Origin of the sequence: Embleya hyalina (assembly GCF_003967355.1) — a bacterium.
Taxonomy (GTDB): Bacteria; Actinomycetota; Actinomycetes; order Streptomycetales; family Streptomycetaceae; genus Embleya; species Embleya hyalina.
The window spans coordinates 153,654-172,693 of sequence record NZ_BIFH01000031.1 but is presented as its reverse complement, the minus strand read 5'-3'; the positions used below and the strand labels follow the sequence as shown (position 1 = coordinate 172,693).

Below are 19,040 nucleotides of genomic sequence, written 5' to 3'. Positions count from 1 at the left end.
CGATCAGCCGTCGCGTCGGCTGCGCGATGCCGATCGTCCGCACGAGCCGGCCGCCGGGACCTTTCGCCGGCACGCCGGAGTGGCGCCCGCATGCGGTCGCCGCATTACGACTCCTCTACCCGGACGGGCCTTCGTGACGTGCGTGGGTGTCCGCATCTCGACGTGAACGATGCGTCGTTCCTGCGGGTCTTTCATCCGGGCCGGCGCACGTTCGACTACCTCTGCGAGCCCTGCGCGGTGGGCGGGGCGGGGGTGATGGCCGAACAGATGGGTTCCTGCTCGAGGCGATCGAACGCCGGTGGGTGCAGGTGAGGATCGTGAGGTTCGCCGGCGCCACGGACCTGACGCCGCCCTCCTCGATGACGCTGTTGCGGTTCCCTCACGGCGGCCCGCAGGAGATGGTCTACCTCGAACACGTCGAGGCCGCCACCTACATCAGCCGCGCCCGCGACGTGGAGCGCTACCGCGCTCCTGGAACGGCTCTACCTCGCCGCGGAATCGCGCAGCCGCAGCAAGGAAATGATCATCGCCGCTCACCATCGCTATCGTGCCCGAACGGCCTGACGTTCCCGGGGCGGCGTCGATGTGCCTGGCGTCGTGGCGATCCTGGTCGGGCACGAAGCCACGTCGACGGCCCTGCGGGTGAGGTGTGTCGGCCGGTGGTGGATCATCGCCGGTGGGTGGGAACGGTGTTACGGCTCTCCGGGGGGGTGCGGCGATGGTCGAAGTTTGCGGCGACGGGACTTTCGGGGCCGTCGGGGCGGGGTCGCACGGAGGCGTGTTCCCGCTGACGTTCGGCGTTCGTGAAGGCGAAGGTTCGTGGATGGTTCACGCGACGCCGGCCGAGGCGGGCGAGGTGGTGGATCTGATGGTGCGGTGGGCGGGCGAGACCGTGGTCGTTCTCGGTCTCGAGACGACGAGTTTCCTGGACGCGGATTACTCGTTGTGGTCACCGTCGCGGATCGCCGCCGAGCAGAAGGTCGAGTGCGCCGTGCACAGGGTCGGTTCGTGGGCCGCGGGCACCCCGGGGCTGGGCGAGGAGATCCTGGTGATGCGCCGCGACGATCTGCCCCGTCTCCTGGACGGTACGTGGTCGCCGTACCAGGTGTCGATCGTGGACGTTCCGGCGCGACCGACCTCCGCGCAGCTCGACGACGTGGCCCTCGCGGTGGGAACCGCCGAGTACGACACGCCGATCCTGCCCCGATTGGCCGGTTCGCGGCTGTGGTACTCGGGACACGACGACTGCTACGCGGCGATCGAGTCCACCGATGCGTCCATGCCCGCCCGGATACTGGGCCGACTGCTGGCTCTGTCGGCCCGCTCTTCGTCGGCCGGAGAATCCGACCGATCGCCGGACACGATCGCGGAACCTGACGCCGCGGCGATGCGGGACCTGATTCGCGAAAGCGCGTACTGGATCGGTGTCCCCGCGGATCCCGACCACACGGACAACGGCACCGCGGTCATCCATCTTTCCGTGTTGCCGCAGCGTTGGCGCCTCGGCCGCAAACCCCCCGAGAGGATCGACCGCACGGCGACCCTCGACCTACGGCGAGGCACATGGGAGTTCACGCCGCAGATCTGAGGCGCTCCCACGACGGAGCAGCCCCACACGGCGCAACGGCCGAGCCACAGTCCGCGACCGCTACCGCACCGAGGCGGCGACCCGAGCACCCGGGGCGCGAACGAGGCCGACCAAAGACCGCGTCGTCGAACGAGCGATCTCCACCTGCAGGGCACGCGGTTCCGTCGTCGGCCGAAGCACCTGCGTGGCAGTGGTCGGCATGCTCAAGGCCGACCCTTCGCACCGCCCAGCCCCGCCCAGCCCCGCCCCGCCCCGCCCCGCCCCGATCGAGCGCGTTGCTCCTGGACTTCGTCGGTAATCGAGATTCTGGACAACCCGGAGATACTGTCGTGGCCTCGCCTCGACCTCACGACCGTGGTGAGGAACGGTGTGGCGGCCCGTGGCCATCCGGGATCGGAGCCGGCGACAGGCGACGGGCACGGGACGGCAACCCCGCACGGGGGGACCAATCGCGCCGGTGTCGGCGGAAGTTCGGCGGAAGGTAAGGGGATGCGGGCGAGGCCGCCGTATTCGATGAAGTCGCCGCCCTGCAGGACGCGGGGTTCGGTGTCGGGGTGCCAGTCGGTGACCTCGGTCAGGCCGGGTGGTTCGACGTGCAGGCCCTCGAGGAAGGCGTCGACGGAGGCGGGGGATCGCACGGCGCCCCATCGGCCGCCGCGTCCATGCAGCGGGTGACCGCCTCGCGGGCGCGGGCGTCGTGGCTGACGAGTTGGCACACCAGGACGAAGCTGCCCGGCCGCAGGCGTTCGGCGACGCGGCGCACGATCGCCTTGGGGTTGTCGTGTTCGGGGATGCAGTGGAGTACGGACACGAACAGGGCGGCGACGGGCCGGTCCAGATCGAGGGTGGTGCGGAGGTCGGGGTGGTCGGGGATGGTGTCGGGTTCGCGCAGGTCGGCGCACAGGAATCGGGCCGATCCGTCGTTCTCGTCGAGGAGGGTGCGGCTGTGGGCCAGCGCGGTGGGGTCGTTGTCGACGTAGACGACGCGGCAGTCGGGGTGGACGGCCTGGGCGACCCGGTGGACGTTGTCGCGTGTCGGCAGCCCGGAGCCGTGGTCGAGGAACTGCCGGATCCCGTGCTCGCGCGCCAGCACGCGCACCGCGCGGCGCAGGAACGCCCTGTTGTTGAGCGGGAGGGCGCGAAGGTCGGGGGCGACGCGCAGGGGTTTCGCGCAGGCGCGGCGGTCGGCGGGGTAGTTGTCGGTGCCGCCGAGGAGGTAGTCGTGCATGCGGGCGACGCTGGGGGTTCTCGTGTCGATCGGAGGCGGGCCGGAATCGGTGTCCTGGTCCATGGGGTCCCCTCGACGTCCGCGCCACTCCCCCGCCAGGGGGACACGCCCTCCTGCGGGACCTCAAGGACCTGCTGCGCCGACACCCCACCGCGACACTCGTACGGCGATTCGGCGACTGGGGCATCCACGACACCGAACTGCTCGCCCTGCTCGCCCACAACTCCCGCAGCAACGCCGGCGAACTCGCCACCGCCGCCACAGTTGCCGCCGCCCGGGGTTGCGGACGGGGACGAACCGGGCGGGCGTGGAGCGTGCGGCGCCGGGCCCGACGACGGACCGCCCCGGGAACCGACGCCCGACACACTTGGGGAACGACCTGTGGAACGGGCCCGGTTGCTCCTCGGGGCCCGAGGTTGCGCGGATCTGGCTCTGCCGGTGTTCGACGCGCATGGCGACCGGTTCGTCGCGCTCCCGCCACCACCTGCGAACACCGGAGTCACGGCCACGGCCCTGTCCCTCGACGGAAGATGGATGGTCTCCCGGGTGCAGTGGGCGCAGCGTCCGGTGGTGCGATGGGTCCTGCACCGGCCGGCCGACGGCGCGCGACGCGTCCTCGACGGATGGCCGGACGACGTCGACAGCCTGGTCGCGTTCTCCCCCGACGGACACACCCTCGCGACGGCGGGCAACGACGACTCGCTCGCGGTCGTCACCACCATCGACATCCGTACCGGGTCAGGCGGCGCCTGTGGTCCGGCCCGGGCTGCTCGTTCTCGCTGATCAGCTCGATCCAGACGGACTCGGAACCGTCGCTCCCGGACACGGGGTCGAGGCGTCGTGCGGCGTCCACGACGAGCTCGACGCACCCGTACAGGCGGTCGTCGTGGTGGGCGAGCACGTCCTCCGCCGCTGTCGGGGCGGGTTCCTCGACCTTGCCGATGATCCCGATCGCTGCGTGCCGGCGCCAGGCGGCTTCGACATACCGAGCCACCGATGTGTTGAGCAAGGAGACCGCCGGTATGTGTAGGTCGGCGTGGTGGGGGTGGAGGATCTCCGGGATGTCCTTCGCCGTGATGGGTGCGGGGAGTAGGTAAGGACACGACCATCACCGGGAACCACTCCGACCATGCCGTCGTCCCCTCCCTGCCCCCAGAATCCCGGTTGGTAGAGCCGCCGGCCGGCTTCGACCAGGCGGCGCTCGCGTGGACCCGCGCGATTGGGCACCAAGACGGGATCCCCGCCGGCTTGGGGCTCGGTCGTGAAGAGCCCCGGGCTCGGCAGGCCCGGTTCGGCCAGGGCTCTCCGGTCGCGTTCGGGGATGTCCCAGCTTCGAGCCTCCGGGACGAGCAGGGGCCGCTCCGCGGCGATCACCTGCTCCAGCGGCCGGGACAGCGCGATTCGCACTTCATTCTCGACCGCCGCCCAATCAACACCGTGTCCACTTCGCATCGATGCAACATCTCCCGCCGTCGCAGGGCAGCTCAAGCTCGATCACGGAGTCGCGGTCACAGCCGCCGTAGCGGGGGCGACATCATCGCGCCGTGGGTCCAGGGGCCGGCTCCGGTGGGTGACGTTCCGGTGCGGTCGACGATCGAGTGGGCCGCGCACGGTTTCGGCGCGTCAACCACACCACCCGACGACCGCAGCGGAGACACCCGTAATCGCCCCACCCGAACCCCACGCCCCCTGCCCGCCGGGCCCGAGCCGAATCGACGGCTCGCCCTGTTCGGCCCGCTCCCGGCGGCCGTGACCGTGGGCATCGGCGAGGAAGAACACCCCGGTTGTCGGCGCGCCTCGATCGGGGCTCGGTCACAGACCCGCACCCGGTGTGTGGGGGCGACGGACGACAGACCCGACGCGACGACCGGGGCCGCCTGCGGGTGCGGCGGCGACATGCCCGCCGAATACGCCGGGCTCCCCCACCGCACGATGCCGACCGACACACCGCCACCACACCGCCCACTCACAATCTGCGCCCGCCCGATGGCAATCGGTGGACGACACCCGTGGGACCGGTGGTAGCGTCGTCTGCGGCCACGACCCGCGCTACCCGCTCCGGGGGTGACAACCCTGTGCCGAAGGACCCTTCGGGGTCTGCGCGATCATCCCGACCGCCGGCGTCGCCGCCCCGATCGACCGGGTGCCGTTCTCCTCGTTCGTGCCGTGCTCATGTCCGGGCCCGACAGTCGGGCCGGTGGGACATCGACCGGCCATTGACGACAGTGGGTGCGAAATGACGGGTGGGCGGACAACGGATCGACGCCTTGGCGGGCTCGGCCTGTTCGGGGCGTCGGCGAGCGTCCTCGCCATCGTGCTACTCGGTGGCTGCACGTCGTCGGACCACGCCGGCCGGGTCCGGCCGACACCCGCGCCACCGACCGGCGCGAAGCCCACGCAAACGAAGGGTTCCACCGAATCGGCGCCGACGGGCGGCACGTTCCTGGTCCGCTTCGAGGACCCGGCGCCCGCCGACACCCGGACCGCCGCCCTCCTGCGCGACCGGGCTGCGATGGAGGCCGTCGCCGAGGCGCTGAACGACTTCGTGGCGCCCGGCCGCGAGATCACCCTCGTCGGCCGATCCTGCGCCGGCGCGGGCTCCGCCTACGACAACGCCACCGGTCGCATCGCGATGTGCTACGACGACGTCTCCGACGTGCGCGAGACCTTCGAGGGCGGCGGCCGTCACCCGGCCGACGACGAGGTTCTCGCCGTGGTGACCGAGGTGCTGTACCACGAGGCGGGCCACGCTCTCGTCGACACGCTCGACCTGAACGTCGCCGACGCGGCCGAGGAGGACGTCGCGGATCGCTTCGCCGCCTTCATGGAACTGCGTCGAGGGGCCGAGGGCGAGCGGCAGTTGCGGGCGGTGCTGGAGGAGTACCGGCTCTCCGCGGCCGAGGACGACCGGACCGACGAGGACGCCACTGCGGCACCGGACACCACCGGGGACGACGCCCTCCCCGATTCCGCCCGCGCCGTCAATCTGCTCTGCTACCTCTACGGGGCCGCCCCCGACGGCAACCACGACCTGTTGAACACGAACCTGCTGCCCCCGGAACGCGCCGCCGGGTGCGCGGGCGAGTGGACGAACGTCCGCGACACGTGGCTGAAGGACCTGGAACCCGCGCTGCGGACCCACTGATCGGGGGACGACAGTTGGTGTTGCGCTTACACGTTCGTCGGTTCGTCCGTCGCGGCGAGTCGTGAGCTCGGCGAGGACCGGTGGCAGGCCGGGTCGTCGAGGACGGTGAGGTCAAACGGGTCGGGTCGGGCGACGCGGCGTGCGAGCCCGCGGGGCGCGGGTTCGCCGCGCAGTGGCCATCCATCCCCGGGTGAGCGCGATGCGGTGGATCCGCGCCGAGGAAACGATGGCACGGACGAGGGAGCGATCCCGTACCGCATCTACAACGATGAGCCGGACAGCGCGCAGGCCGCGTCGTTCTCCGAGCGCCGGGCGGCCGTCCTTCACTGCCTCTACACGCGGCACCATGACGGCCGGGGTGCGTCAGCGCCACCCGGAGCGCGTCCTTCCCGTGGCCGAGCCGTGGGCCGCGCCCTTCGTGATCCGTCCGGTCGGCGAGTACGTGGAGGAGATCCAGCACACGATCCGGGACGGGCCGGTCGACATCGACATCCCCGGAACACCCCAGCACGACGCGTACGGCGCCGTCCTCGCCGCGAACCCCGACTCCCCACACCTCACGAGCCAACGCGAGGTCGGCCCCCGGGTCGCGTCTGACCGACCCGTTCGAGCCCTCGCCGGCGGACGGGGCGTCGCCACCGTCACGTTCCGGGACGCGGGTCGGGTCGCTGTGGCGGGGAACAGCACCCGCGGTTGCAGGTCGAGCCCGACCGTCGGGTCCGCGTCGGGCGGGGCCGGGTTGAGGACCCAGTCGCCGAAGCGTCGGATCGTGCGGCTGCCGGTAACGGTGGCGATCGTCAGGGTCGGGGTGGAGGGGCGGGCGACGCGTTTCCGGGCGGCGAGCCAGTGGACGTCGGGGAACTCGGCGCGTTGGGGCCGGAGTTTCGTGAACGACAGCCCGCCGTCGTAGGGCGCGTTCGGTCGGCTGGGATGATCGGCCGCGCTGCGGTTGGGATCGATGTGTGAGCGGCGGGCGAGAGGGCGGGCCCGAGGTGTGGGCCGGGTTGTCGATCGAGCCGGGTGGAGCGATGCCCACTCGACATCACTGTGGGCATCGCTCCGAGAGACCGGGAGACCGCGTTCGACGAGGGCTTCTCCCGGTTTCGCGTACCTGCCGAAAACGACCGTGCCCCTACGGCGCGTGTGGGGTGCACGAATGCCATCCACACGGCACGACACCTCGTGGCTCGGGATTCAGCCGCGCAGTTCGGGTGGGACGTAGTCGAACGTCGGTCCGGCCGTGGTGTCCACTCCGTCGGGCATCGCCATCAGGGCCTCGGCTTGCAGCCGCAGGCGGTACATGGTGCCCGTGGCGGCGGGGAGCGACTGCGGACTGCCGTTGAACGTCTCCTCCAGTTGATGCAGGAGGACGCAGTACATGCGGTTGAACCCGTCCTGCGCCGTACGGATCGGGCTGCCCGGCAGGTGGTCGTCAAGACGCGGATTGTGTCGCATCCGGCGGATGCCTTTGGGGTCCACACGCAGCGGTTCGCCGGTCGGTCCGGACTGCGGTGTGTCGCCGCTGCGGTAACGGCGGCCGATCCGGAGCTCCTGGAAGCGGTAGTAGTGCGCCACTTGTTCCCGTTCAGGGTGGTGCACCTGGCGGTCGCCGTCCCACACTTGGCCGCGCAGCAGGCCTTCGCCCTGGTCGACGATCTCTTCCAGCGCGGCCGACGCCGATGCCAGATCGGTGACTTCGACCAATCGGCCGGCGGTGTACCGGAAATGGCAGTCCCGCACCTGACGGGCGCGATCTCCGCGGAAGACCTCCTCTTCGCCGAGCAGGGCGCACAGTTCGCGCAGTCCCTCCTCGATCGCGGCGTAGAATCGACCGATCGTCACATACCGGTCCGACTGCGCCGGCGCGTCCGGCGGTGCGGGCTGCTCCAGCCGGAGGAACTGGTCGAGCGCCGCACGCCCGAACGGTAGCAGCGACAGTTCCAGTGACGGGTCGCCGTGCGGCAACCGTCGCGGGTGCGGCCGCAGCATCCGCGGTGCGTCCAGTTCCGGCCGACCGCCCACCGCGTTGAGCAGGTTCGCGACCAACGCCAGGTGCAGCATCTCTTCGACGAAGACACCGGTCACCGCCCGAACGGCATCGGGGTTTCGCTCCCGATCCAGCGAGTACAGCGCACACAGGTACGGCGGCAGCGTTGCATGCTCCAACTCGACTGCCCACTGGAGGTGTTCACGCAAATCATCCAGTGTGGCGATCCGCGGCGAGGCGCGGACATCGTCGGGGTGTCGCCGCATCGAGCGGTTCACGGGTCCCTCGTTTCGCCGGTCGTCGGGTCGGTTTCCACCGGTGCGGACGGCTCGGTCGAATGCCGCTCGCGCACCGCCTCCCCGCCGTCGAAGAGCGCGCCGATCAGGCCACCCAGTGCCATCTTCATTCCCACGTCGAACTCGTCGTCTTCGTCGTCGCCGGTGCCGGCGGTCATGTGCGCCTCCAGGGGGTGAAATCGAGTGGTCGTCTCGCGATGCGAGCGGTTCGCCGGATCGCGTGAATCGGCATTGACCGGGGACGATGGCGTGCTTGTTTCGTTGCCCGTCCGCGCGGCGGCCCGGCAGGCGTCGGGCGTCGGTTCCGACGCCGCCGGGCGACAACTCGCCGGTCGGGCCGGCGCGGCCGGGCTCGCACTGCCGCGACAGGCCACCGGGATCGCATACGGCTCGTCCGACACGACCGCCGTCCCCATGCGGTCGACGGCCCTTCCTCGGGTCCCGAGGGTGGAACTCGGCCGATACGGCGGGCAGTCGACTCCGCCGCATCGGCCGATGTGTCGTTCGGGTGTACCACGTGCTAGACGGTGGCCCGCTGCAGCCAGTCCTTGTAGGTGGTCTCGGACAGCATGGCGCCGTCGAGCGGAACAAGCGTGAGTTCGTCGGGCACCGCACCGAAGTAGTGCGCCTGCGGGTCGGTGATCACCTCACGCGGGTCGCCCCAGGCGGCCAGGGCCTTCCGGAAGAACTCGTCCATCCGGTACCGCGTCGGCCCGGCGATCTCGACCATCGCGTTGCGCGGTTCGCCCACCGCTGTCCGGCCCACCAGCTGCGCGACATCGTCGCCGGCGACCGGTTGGAAGGCGACCGGCGCGATGTGCACCTCGTTGCCCGTCGTCGCCTCGTCCGCGATCCGCCGGCCGAACTCGTAGAACTGCGTCGCGTGCACGATCGAGAACGGGATCGACGATTCCTTGACGAGTCGCTCCTGGGCGATCTTCGCGCGGAAGTAGCCGATGTCGGGTCGGCGGTCGCTGCCCACCACCGACAGCACCAGGTGATGCCCCACTCCCGCCTTCTCCTCGGCGGCCAACAGGTTACGGGTGGAGGTGGTGAAGAAATCCAACACTGCGGCGTCCTCGAACGACGGCGAGTTGGACACGTCGACAACGGCGTCCGCGCCCTTCATCACCTCGGCCAGCCCCTCCCCCGTGAGGGTGTTCACCCCGGTGTTCGGCGCCGCCGCGACCGCCTCGTGCCCGTGCTCGGCCAACTTGGCGACAACCTTCGAACCGATCAGGCCGGTACCACCGATGACCACGATCTTCATTCCGGATCCTCCTTGTTCACCGGGGACTTCGTCGTCACCCGGACGACAGATAAGACCGGGCACCTCGTACGAATGTGACAGATCCGGATCCGCCGACATTATTTTCGGCTTCCGAACCGCGCCGACCCCTTGACCACCGGGTACGCCGCACGCGCCTGTCCGGCATCGACGCGCTCCAGCCGGCCGGATCGACCCGGCGTCCGCGCGGTTCAGCGCGAGACCCGCATGCCCGAGGCAACGGGCAGGCCGACGCCGGCAGGGGTGAGAAGTTCCTCCAGGGAGGCGATGTCTCCCGTCCGAGCCGCCGAGACGAAGGTTTCGAACAGGTGTCGGTGCTCGGCGGTATCGACGTTCTCGCGCTGTTCGTTCAACAGGTGCCTACGGGCCCGGCTCACGATCTTTCGTACGTTGACGGAGCTGAGCCGGAGCATGTCCGCGATGTCGGCGTAGGCGTAGTCGAAGGCCTCGCGCAGGACGTACGCGGCCCGTTCGGTGGGGGTCAGCTTCTCCAGGACGAGGAGCAGGGCCAGTTCGAGGGCCTCGGCGCGTTCGGCGCCGGCCGCGGGGTCGCCGCCGGTGTCGACGGGTTCGGGGAGCCAGGGGCCGATGGAGGTCTCGCGGCGGACCCGGGCGGACTGGGCCACGTTGATGGCCAGGCGGGTGGTGGCGCTGGACAGGAACGCCGCGGGGCTCACCACCACCGAACGATCGGCCCGCTGCCAGCGCAGCCACACCTCTTGGACCACATCCTCCGCCTCGGCCGTGCTGCCCAGCATCCGGTACGCGATACCGAACAGGCGTGGGCGCAATTCCACGAACACGGCAACGGCCTCGTCCAGCGTGCCGTGCATGGGGGAAGGCTCCGAATGCATGGGCCTGTTGTCTCCGTTCCTGCGGGTGTGGATGCGATGACTCGCGCGGCCGGCGGACTCGGCGCAATCGGCCCCGAGGCAACGGACTCGGCCCCTGGAGCCGACCGGCCACGACGTCCGCCGATCCGGCTGTGTTCACCGTCGTCCATCGCTTCCTCCGTGGAACCCTGAGGAATGCCTGGTCCGCCCCCTGGTCACCCCGGGGGCCATCCGGGGGTACCGGGGGGCGGACCGGTGTCGGCGCCACCCCACGAGTGCTGTCGGCATCCGACTGCGCATACCGATGGCGGAGCCCTCCGCCTCGTCCGCGAACGTGCCGGCTCCTGGTGCCCCGAGGCCGGTCGAGCCGCTCGGCGGGGGTGGGGGGTTGCGCGGGCGAGGGTGTGTACGACCCGATGTGCGCGGCGCAGCGGACGGTTGCCGTCCGGCCGGGGCAGTGGGCGCGGGATCCGAGATCGGGCGCCCTTTTCGGCGGCCTGCGGCGGGAGCGAATGCTCGGCGCCATCCGGTGGGCCGAGTCGGTGCTCTGCATCGGTGTTCTACATCGGTGCTCTGCATCGGTGCTCGACATCGGACTCGGCCCCCTGGCGGGGAGGTCGTCGCGTGCGAGCGAGACCTCGGGCTCGCAGGGGGATCGAGGATCGAGTTCGTCGAAGCGGCCGCACGGAGCGAAGGGCCGGTCCCGACTCTGGACCGGCCTCCGGCCGGGAGGTCCGACCCACTCGCTCTCAGCGCGGCAACGGTGACGTGGGCGGGTTCCAGCCCAGGTGGAGAACGGCCACGTCGTCCGCCAGTCCTCCGAAGGGGGCCGCCATCGAGGCAACGCCGCCCACCAGGGCGTCGACGAACTCCTGGGACGGCAGATGGGAGTAGCGGGTCGCCAGGCGCAGGAGTCCGTCCTCGCCGAGCCGTGCGGAAGGCTCCGTCCTACCCTCGGACAGGCCGTCGGTGAAGACGACCACACGGTCCAGCGGAAGAAGTTCCAACTCGGTCTCCGTCCAGTCCGCCTGCCCGGGGAAGAGCCCCAGTGCCGTGCCTGTTCGTGGCTCCACCCAGCGCAACTCCCCCGCCCGCCGAAGGAGGAGACCGGAATGCCCGGCGCTGACCGCCCTCATGGAGGCGCCCCCGGGGGGAAACACCAGGGAGATGACGGTCGCGTACGTGTCGCCGTCCGGTCTTTCGCCGATCAGGATCTTTTCGAGAAGACCCAGTTGCTCGAGCTGTGTCTTTCCGCAGAGAAGGGCGGTACGCCAGGCCACCCGCAACTGCACCGCCAGTGCGGCTTCGGCCGCTCCATGCCCCGAGACGTCTCCCAGGATGACATGCACGCTGGAATCCTCAAGTTGCACCACATCATAGAAGTCGCCGCTCAACAACGCGTGAGCGCGCCCCGGTTCATATCGTACGGCCGCAGAGAAATCATTCCCACGCAGAGCCGGCACGGGAAGCAGACCCCGCTCCAGCGTGAGCGAGTCGCGGACGATCAGCGCATTGGCCTCCGTCGTGGCCGTGGCCGTTTCCTTGTGCCTTCTCCGGAGAGCGCGCCGCATGACACCGCACAACTTTTCCGGGTCGACGCACCTTCCGTCCACGTAGGCGTGCGCAGCGCCCTCACCCGGTGCGATCACCGCAGTCGATGCGGTGTCGGCGGCGAGAACGACCAGGGCCGCGTGTGGGGCGGCTCGGCGCAGCCGGCGGACGGTCTCGGTCGGTCTCGCCCCGGGAGCGGAACGGCCCACCAGAACACACATCGGCCCGCGGCACACGGCCAGGAAGGGCCCTGCTTCACCGGGGTTGCGGTGCCACACCATTGATCGCACGAATGGGATCGGTAGCAAAAGGCTTATCCGGAAGGCCTCTTCCTCGTCTTCCGAAATGAGGAGTACGGTGAGGTCACCAAAACGTGAATTCCCTTTCGTCACCACATCTTCCGGGACGTTCGCCCTGCGTCGACGGGAGTCATGCGCGGTCGGCGCCGAGAATACGCTGGTCGTGTCGAGACTTTCCGTGGGCAAGTGAGCACCTGTCGATCTCCCGGCGTTGGCTGCCGACATGTGTTACCTCCTGATCGTCCTATGTTCAGACAGGTCAGGCGCGGGAAGTGTGACACCTCAGGCGGGCGTGCCATTACGGGAAAGCGTGCGGTGCGGCTTCTGTGGCTTCGAGGTTCGCGGTGAGTAGCGCGCCCTTTTTGTGACCCTCTTTCCGTGCATCGATTCGGCCGAGATGTCGTGCGTCAACTCGGCAATGTCGGTGGGGATGTCGGCGCGGGTTCGCGGCGCACCCCGGTCTTCGGAGACCACACCAGGTCGACGCCCGGACCCGGGTCCGGGTCGGGGTGGTCCGATCGATGGTGGCGATCCCGTGATTCCCGCCGCTCCAACGCACACTCCAGCGTCGCGCGAGCGGCGAGAACGGCCGACCTGAGGTCGTAGGCGTGCGCGAGGTCCTGGAAGCCGCCGATGTCGACGTGCACGCCGGCTTTCCCCATACGTTCCTCGATCTCGTCCAGTTCGGCGAGCCCGGCGGCAAGGCCGATCCCGTCCCGCACGACGCCGGCGAACCGCGTCGTCAGGCGGCGCACCGCGCGGGACAGCGCGCGGACGTTCTCGTCGTCGTCGGTGGCCAAAAGCCGGTTCACGTCCGTCTCCGCGGCCCGAACCGCCGCCGGCGACCGGTAGTGGGCCGTGAGCCTGGCCGAGTACGCCGCCGCGGCCCGGCCGGCGCGTCGACTGTGGGCGAGGAGTTCGACGAGGGAGTTCTCCGTCTGCCGGTTCGCACCGTGCGGACCACCGGCCGCCTCCCCGATCGCATAGAGCCCGATGACATCGGTGCCGTGGTCCTCGGGCCGGACCCGGACACCACCTACGGAGTACTGGGCGGTCGGCGCGACCTCGATCGGGTCGTGGGTGATGTCGAGCGTCCGCGGATCCGGCAGGGTTCGGTACACCCCCGGCAATCGCGTCGGGATCGTTTCGGGCGGCAGGTGGGACGGGTCGAGCCACACGCCGCCGGCCCGGGTTCCGCGGCCCTGGTCGATCTCCATGTGGGACGCCAGGGCGATCCTGTCCCGGGTGCCGAGTTCCCACCGCTCGGCGTCGTAGCGCGTCATGAACCGCTCGCCGAGGTTGTTGAGCAGGGCTCCGCCCTCGCCGCGTGCCGCCGCGCCGACGAGCACGCCGGCCGCGTGCTCCGGCCCGATCAGCCCGAAGGGGTGGAACCGCACCAGTTCGGGGTTGCGCAGCCGGGCGCCGGCCTCGACCGCGAGGCGGAAGGCGTCGCCGGTGTTCTCGTGGCGACCCGAAGTCGTACGTTTCCAGATGCGCGTGTGCCCTCCGGTCGCCAGGATCACGGAGTCGGCGTGCACGAGGTAGCGCGAGCCGTCGACGAGGTCGAATCCGTAGGCCCCGAACACCGTCCCGTCGTCCACCAGCAGGCGGGTGACGTACACATTCGACAGGACGGGGACACCGAGCTGCTTCGCGTGTTCGCGGAGCGCACGCCGCACCTGCGAGCCGGTGTACTCGCCGGCGGACCGGATGCCCAAGGATGTCGGGTCGCCGAACCGGCGCCGGGCGGGCCCGCCGTGATCCCGATGGTCGGTACGCGTGCCGAAGCCTCCCGGGGCGTGGAACTCCCGCTCTGCGTACCGGGCCACGATCTGCGCGGTGCGTGGGTCGGTCGGCGAGAGGCTCTCCCGCGACGCCTCGGCCGCACCCGGTTCCCATGGATCGCCGCCGACCGTGGCACTCGCCCTTGCGAAACTTCCTGTTGTCGGGAAGGTGTGGTCGTCGTCGGCCGTTCGTCGATCCACCGCGATCACCGCGACGCCGGACTCGGCGACTTCGACGGCCGCGCGGAGGCCTTCCCCGCCGGCTCCCACCACGAGCACGGATGTGGCGAGCTGGTATGCCAATGACGACACGGGACCTCCTGCGACAGGGCGAGCGAGAGCATAGGCAGTGGTCGACCGAATAGCGGGGCCGAGCGTGACAGCCTCGTGGCATTTCCCGACGTGGAATCCGTCACAGCATCCGAACGCAAGGTGTTGACACTGTTTCCGATATTGTGGCAAAGCATTTCCAAGAACCGTTGTGGGAGCTTTCCGGTCCCGGATTTCCCTAAGGAGCCATGTCGCATGATCGCCAGTCCGCTTCCGGATCTGGTCGGCCGACAGCGCGAATGCGCGGCCCTCGACGAGTTGCTGATCGGCTTGCGCCAAGGCGCGTCCCAAGTACTGGTGGTCCGCGGCGAAGCCGGCATCGGAAAGTCGGTGCTTCTGGAATACCTGGCGGCGCAGGCGTCGAGGGTGACGGTGACCCGGGCGCACGGCGTCGAGGCCGACATGGAGTTGCCCTACGCGAGCCTGCACCAACTGTGTGCGCCGCTGCTGGGCGAACTCGAAAAGCTGCCGACACCCCAACGCGAGGCCCTGCGCGTGGCGTTCGGGATGGCGGCCGGAGATCCACCCGACCGCTTCCTGGTCGGCCTGGCCGTGCTCACGCTGCTCACCCAGGCCTCGGAGACTCGACCCGTTCTCGTCCTGGTCGACGATGCCCAGTGGCTGGACCAGGTATCCCTGCAGACCTTGGGGTTCGTGGCCCGGCGGCTGTTCGCCGAGGCGGTCGCGATGGTGTTCGCGGTACGCGAGCCCGAGGGGCGGGCCGCGCTCGGCGGTCTGCCCGAACTGCCGATTCGCGGTCTCGACAGTGCCGCGGCGGGCGAACTCCTCGAGGCCACCGTGGGCGGACGGCTGGAGAGGCGGATCCGGGACCGCTTCGTGGCCGAGATGCACGGCAATCCACTCGCGCTGCTCGAGTTCTCCCGCGGTCGCGGCGCCGCCGAACTGGCCTACGGCCTGGACTCGTCGAGCGCCCCGAGCATCCGGATGCCGATCGCGAGCCGCGTCGAACGGGACTTCGTCAGCCGGCTCGGTTCGCTGCCCACCGCCACCCGGACGCTGCTGCTGATCGCTGCGGCGGAACCGATCGGCGACGCACGCCTGTTGGTCCGCGCGGCCGCCTCCCTCGAGATCACGACACATGCCGCGCCGGCCAAGGCCGCCGGCCTGATCGAATTCGGCGAGTCCGTTCGGTTTCGGCATCCGCTGGCCCGTTCGGCGGTCTACCACGGCGCCGAACCCGAGGAACGCCGGGCCGTGCACCGGGCGTTGGCCGAGGCCACGGACCCGGTCCTGGACCCCGACCGGCGGGCCTGGCACGCGGCCCAGGCCACCGACGGGCCGGATGAGGAGGTCGCCGCCGGGCTGGAACGGGCCGCCGACCGCGCACGGCAGCGCGGCGGCATCGCGGCCGAGGCGGTACTGCTGGAACGCGCGGCCGAGGTGACACCGGACCGGTGGCCGCGGGGGCGCCGAGCCCTCGCGGCGGCCGAGGCGCACTTCTCGGCCGCCGCGCCCGACCGGGCCACGGAGCTCGCGACGCTGGCCGAACTGTGTCCCCTTAGCGCCCTGGACCGCGCCCGCCTGGCTCGACTGCGGGCCAGGATCCTGTTCGCCCGCCGCCGCAGCGACGAGGCGGCACCGCTCCTGCTCGAAGCGGCGGCACAGTTCACCGCCGCCGGCTCGCCACTGGCGCGGGAGACGTACCTGGAGGCGATCGGCGCGACCATCTTCGCGGGCCGGGTCCACGGTCCTGCGGGTGCCCGTGCCGCCGCGATCGCGGCCCGCGGCTCCGGGGCGCCGCCGTCCGGCTCCGAGGCCGCCGACCTGCTGCTGGACAGTGTGGCGGCGCTTCTCGCGGACGGATCCGAGACCGGTGTCCCGGCGCTGCGCGACGCGCTGGAACTGCTCGTCCACGAGGAGCTCGACTCCCGGGAGTCGACCATGCGCTGGCTGCTGCTGGCCCCGGTCGCGCTGGAGGCGTTCATTCACCACGCCTGGGACCTGCACGCGTGGGACGCGCTGTCGAGTCGCGCGGTGCGCCTGGCCCGCGACATCGGAGCGCTGAGCGCGCTGCCACCCGCCCTCGTCTACGCCGGCGGGGTGCACATCCACTACGGCGACTTCGGCGAGGCGGCCAGGATGATCGACGAGGCCGACGCGCTCGCCGAGGCGACCGGCCACGCCCCACACAAGTACGCGACGCTCGTCCTGGCCGCGTGGCGAGGCGAGGCGGACGTTGCCGCCGCCATCATCGACGAGGCCAGACAGCAGGCCGAACAACGAGGCGAGGTATCCCTGCTGGGCGCCACGGGCTACATCCAAGGGGTGCTGTTCAACGGCCTGGCACGCTACGAGGAGGCCCTGGAGGCCGCTCGCACGGGCATCGAGCACGACGGGTTCAACTTCACCGGCCTGTCGCTGGTCGAGCACGTCGAGGCCGCCACGCGCTGCGGTCACCTCGACCAGGCCCGCGCCTCGCTGGCCCGGCTGATCGAACTCACCCGCGCCGCCGACTCGGGTTGGGCCCGTGGCGCCGGCGCCCGCTGCCGGGCGCTGCTCGCCGACGGTGACGAGGCCGACGGCCTGTACCGGACCGCGATCGAGGAGTTCGGCCGCGGCGGTGTGACCGTGGAGGTGGCACGCACCCATCTGCTGTACGGCGAGTGGCTGCGCCGCGGTCACCGCCGAGCACTGGCCCGGGAGCACCTTCGCACGGCTCACGAGATGTTCGACGGAATGCGGGCCCACGCCTTCGCCGAGCGAGCCCGGCGCGAGTTGCTCGCCACGGGCGAGCACGTCAAGGCGCGGGAGGACAAGCCGGCGAGCGCCCTCACTCCCCAGGAGTCGCAGGTCGCCGGGCTCGCCGCCGACGGCATGACGAACGCGAGGATCGGCGCGGAGCTGTTCATCAGCCCCCACACCGTGGAGTGGCACCTGCGGAAGGTGTACACCAAGCTCGGGATCAACACACGTCGGGCGCTGCCGGAAGCCCTCGCGAGCACTCCGGCCGGGGGTACCGGGAGCCAGGGCGCGGAGAGCAGGCGCCGGGCCCCGGGGTCCCCACGGGCTCGACCACGTGGACCAAGGGCGCGATGAGAGGCGCCTCGGGCCGAGGGTGGAGGCATCGCCCCCGCGAGGGGGCGGCCCATCCACGAAGAGGAGCCCCCGATGTCCACGTCCGGCCCGGAGATGACAACGACGACCCGGCCTCCGGACGACCTGGACGTAGCCCTCGAAGTCTTCCTCGCTCAGCGCACACGTTTGTTCCGCGTCGCCTATCGCATCCTCGGCGACGTCTCCGGGGCCGAAGACGTGGTTCAGGAGGTGTGGTTGCGCTGGCAGCTCACCCACCGCGCGGAGATCAGGAATCCGGCCGCGTTCCTGACCACGGCGACGACCCGGCTGGCGATCAACGTCATCCATTCGGGACGGCACCGCCACGAGATCCCGGCCGACCCGCAATCAGCCGACGCCGGCGACCGGACCGTCCCGGATCCCGTACTGCGTGCCGAGCAGGCCACGGCCGTCGAGGCGGCCCTGGCGCTGCTCATGGCGAGGCTGACGCCGGTCCGGCTGGCCGCCTACGTGCTGCGGAAGGGCTTCGGCTACGCCTACGCCGAACTCGCGGAGTTGCTTCGGATCAGCGCCCCGACCGCGAGGGTGGTGGTCCACCGCGCGCAGACCCGCCTCGCATGCGACCGTGAACGACCGGTCCCCGTCGAGCAACACCGCCGCCTGGTCGCCGCGTTCCGGACCGCCGCCGGTACCGGGGACCTGGAGGGTCTCGTGCGATGTCTCGTCCCCGAGCCCCGTGCACCGCTTGCGGCCGCCGCCCCACCGATCACCCGGTCCGGCTCACCCGTCCGCCCGGCACGCCCCTGAAAGCGGACGGCGAGGCGGAGTGAGCCACCCACTCCGCCTCGCCGCCGTCACGGTCGGCGGACCTGTGCGGAGGCCGCCCGCTTGGGGTCGGCGGGCCTGGGCAGCAGGAAGCCGTCGACGTACAGGTCGACATGCTCGTTGTGGAACGCGGTGAGCCCGGCGATGCGGTTGGCATGGACGGTGGGGAAGTCGTACGTCCAGGCGATGTCCTCGTGCGAGGCCGTGTCGCCGTCGAACGACCAGTAGTTGCTCGTCGTCCCCTTGTACGGGCATCGGGTCACCGTGTCCGAGCGCCGCAGCCGGGTCCAGTCGATGTTCGTGTGGTCGAGGTAGTAGCGGGTCGGCAGGCCGGTCTCGAACAGTTTCACGCAGCCGCCGGCCTCCGCCAGCACGACACCGTCCAGCTCGACGCGTACGCCGCTGCCGGATCGCAGGGCGTCCACGCGGGAATACGGGCTCCGGGGATGGACGAAGACCGGCTCGTCCTCCTCGAACCAGGAGTCCAGCGCCTCCCACTCGAAGCGCACGGTGCCACGCAGGGGTTCCGGGGCGCCCTCCCCCCAGACCCACGCACTCCCCGCACGGACCTCCGGACCGACCTGCAGGGTGTGCCGGTGCGCGGGGCCGGCGCCGCGTTGCTCCGTGTGCTTGTCGTCATGAAGCACACCGTCCACCAGGTCCGCGATCGGGATGCTGAACTGGGGGTACGCGCGCCATTCCCACACGTACAACGCGCGACGGGTTTCGAAGGCGACACGGGCGCCGATCATTCCCCGGATGCGGCGGGGAACGGGCTCGACGTGCCCAATCGGAACGATGAGGCTCGGGTGCAGGACACTTTCGGTTTCCATCGTGACCACCTTGTCTT

At 70.7% G+C, this 19,040-nt stretch carries 12 protein-coding genes and 2 pseudogenes; 6 read left to right on the top strand and 8 right to left on the bottom strand.

What is annotated here, in order from left to right; all coding sequences use genetic code 11:
* Positions 1 to 146: 146 nt before the first annotated feature.
* Together EMA17_RS56120 and EMA17_RS34045 are read left to right on the top strand one after the other, a co-directional pair.
* Entirely contained in the window at positions 147 to 791 is a 645-nt protein-coding gene (locus EMA17_RS56120; protein ID WP_371863082.1) for a Scr1 family TA system antitoxin-like transcriptional regulator, read from the top strand.
* Positions 792 to 823: 32 nt separating this feature from the next.
* Positions 824 to 1,588 (top strand): hypothetical protein, encoded by a 765-nt coding sequence (locus tag EMA17_RS34045; RefSeq protein WP_126641022.1) that lies wholly within the window; start codon positions 824 to 826, stop codon positions 1,586 to 1,588.
* Positions 1,589 to 1,791: 203 nt separating this feature from the next.
* Here the strand turns inward: EMA17_RS34045 and EMA17_RS34040 are convergent.
* Positions 1,792 to 2,816, bottom strand: a pseudogene (locus EMA17_RS34040) (SAM-dependent methyltransferase).
* Between the two features lie 534 nt (positions 2,817 to 3,350).
* Between EMA17_RS34040 and EMA17_RS34035 the strand changes: the two are divergent.
* Positions 3,351 to 3,599, top strand: coding sequence for a hypothetical protein (locus EMA17_RS34035; RefSeq protein ID WP_126641021.1), 249 nt, complete (start codon positions 3,351 to 3,353; stop codon positions 3,597 to 3,599).
* A 1,531-nt stretch (positions 3,600 to 5,130) separates the two neighbouring features.
* Positions 5,131 to 5,961, top strand: a complete 831-nt coding sequence (locus EMA17_RS34030; RefSeq protein ID WP_160161664.1) for a DUF4344 domain-containing metallopeptidase — start codon at positions 5,131 to 5,133, stop codon at positions 5,959 to 5,961.
* 1,194 nt (positions 5,962 to 7,155) lie between these two features.
* On the opposite strand, the gene EMA17_RS34025 is transcribed toward EMA17_RS34030, so the two are convergent.
* From EMA17_RS34025 to EMA17_RS34000, 6 genes and pseudogenes are all read right to left on the bottom strand, one after another.
* Positions 7,156 to 8,157, bottom strand: a complete 1,002-nt coding sequence (locus EMA17_RS34025) for a ferritin-like domain-containing protein (protein ID WP_246127077.1) — start codon at positions 8,155 to 8,157, stop codon at positions 7,156 to 7,158.
* A gap of 65 nt (positions 8,158 to 8,222) precedes the next feature.
* Positions 8,223 to 8,645, bottom strand: coding sequence for a hypothetical protein (locus EMA17_RS34020; RefSeq protein WP_126641019.1), 423 nt, complete (start codon positions 8,643 to 8,645; stop codon positions 8,223 to 8,225).
* A 119-nt stretch (positions 8,646 to 8,764) separates the two neighbouring features.
* Positions 8,765 to 9,514: an SDR family oxidoreductase gene (locus EMA17_RS34015; RefSeq protein ID WP_126641018.1), complete on the bottom strand. Its 750-nt coding sequence runs from the start codon at positions 9,512 to 9,514 to the stop codon at positions 8,765 to 8,767.
* A gap of 221 nt (positions 9,515 to 9,735) precedes the next feature.
* A pseudogene (locus tag EMA17_RS34010) lies at positions 9,736 to 10,365 on the bottom strand (sigma-70 family RNA polymerase sigma factor); the annotation flags it as partial.
* A gap of 749 nt (positions 10,366 to 11,114) precedes the next feature.
* Positions 11,115 to 12,401: a PP2C family protein-serine/threonine phosphatase gene (locus EMA17_RS34005; protein ID WP_246127076.1), complete on the bottom strand. Its 1,287-nt coding sequence runs from the start codon at positions 12,399 to 12,401 to the stop codon at positions 11,115 to 11,117.
* 221 nt (positions 12,402 to 12,622) lie between these two features.
* Positions 12,623 to 14,311 (bottom strand): FAD-binding protein, encoded by a 1,689-nt coding sequence (locus EMA17_RS34000; protein WP_174861477.1) that lies wholly within the window; start codon positions 14,309 to 14,311, stop codon positions 12,623 to 12,625.
* A gap of 213 nt (positions 14,312 to 14,524) precedes the next feature.
* Between EMA17_RS34000 and EMA17_RS33995 the strand changes: the two genes are divergently transcribed.
* Entirely contained in the window at positions 14,525 to 17,386 is a 2,862-nt protein-coding gene (locus EMA17_RS33995; RefSeq protein ID WP_126641015.1) for a helix-turn-helix transcriptional regulator, read from the top strand.
* 72 nt (positions 17,387 to 17,458) lie between these two features.
* Entirely contained in the window at positions 17,459 to 18,172 is a 714-nt protein-coding gene (locus EMA17_RS33990) for a sigma factor (protein WP_126641014.1), read from the top strand.
* 47 nt (positions 18,173 to 18,219) lie between these two features.
* Here the strand turns inward: EMA17_RS33990 and EMA17_RS33985 are convergent, their stop codons facing one another.
* Positions 18,220 to 19,023: a DUF427 domain-containing protein gene (locus EMA17_RS33985; protein ID WP_126641013.1), complete on the bottom strand. Its 804-nt coding sequence runs from the start codon at positions 19,021 to 19,023 to the stop codon at positions 18,220 to 18,222.
* Positions 19,024 to 19,040 lie beyond the last annotated feature (17 nt).

What these genes read in the sequence shown, in the direction of transcription:
- EMA17_RS34045 (WP_126641022.1), top strand. Translation starts at nt 824, where the DNA reads ATGGTTCACGCGACGCCGGCCGAGGCGGGCGAGGTGGTGGATCTGATG.
- EMA17_RS34035 (WP_126641021.1), top strand. Translation starts at nt 3,351, where the DNA reads ATGGTCTCCCGGGTGCAGTGGGCGCAGCGTCCGGTGGTGCGATGGGTC.
- EMA17_RS34015 (WP_126641018.1), bottom strand. Translation starts at nt 9,514, where the DNA reads ATGAAGATCGTGGTCATCGGTGGTACCGGCCTGATCGGTTCGAAGGTT.
- EMA17_RS33995 (WP_126641015.1), top strand. Translation starts at nt 14,525, where the DNA reads ATGATCGCCAGTCCGCTTCCGGATCTGGTCGGCCGACAGCGCGAATGC.
- EMA17_RS33990 (WP_126641014.1), top strand. Translation starts at nt 17,459, where the DNA reads ATGTCCACGTCCGGCCCGGAGATGACAACGACGACCCGGCCTCCGGAC.
- EMA17_RS33985 (WP_126641013.1), bottom strand. Translation starts at nt 19,023, where the DNA reads ATGGAAACCGAAAGTGTCCTGCACCCGAGCCTCATCGTTCCGATTGGG.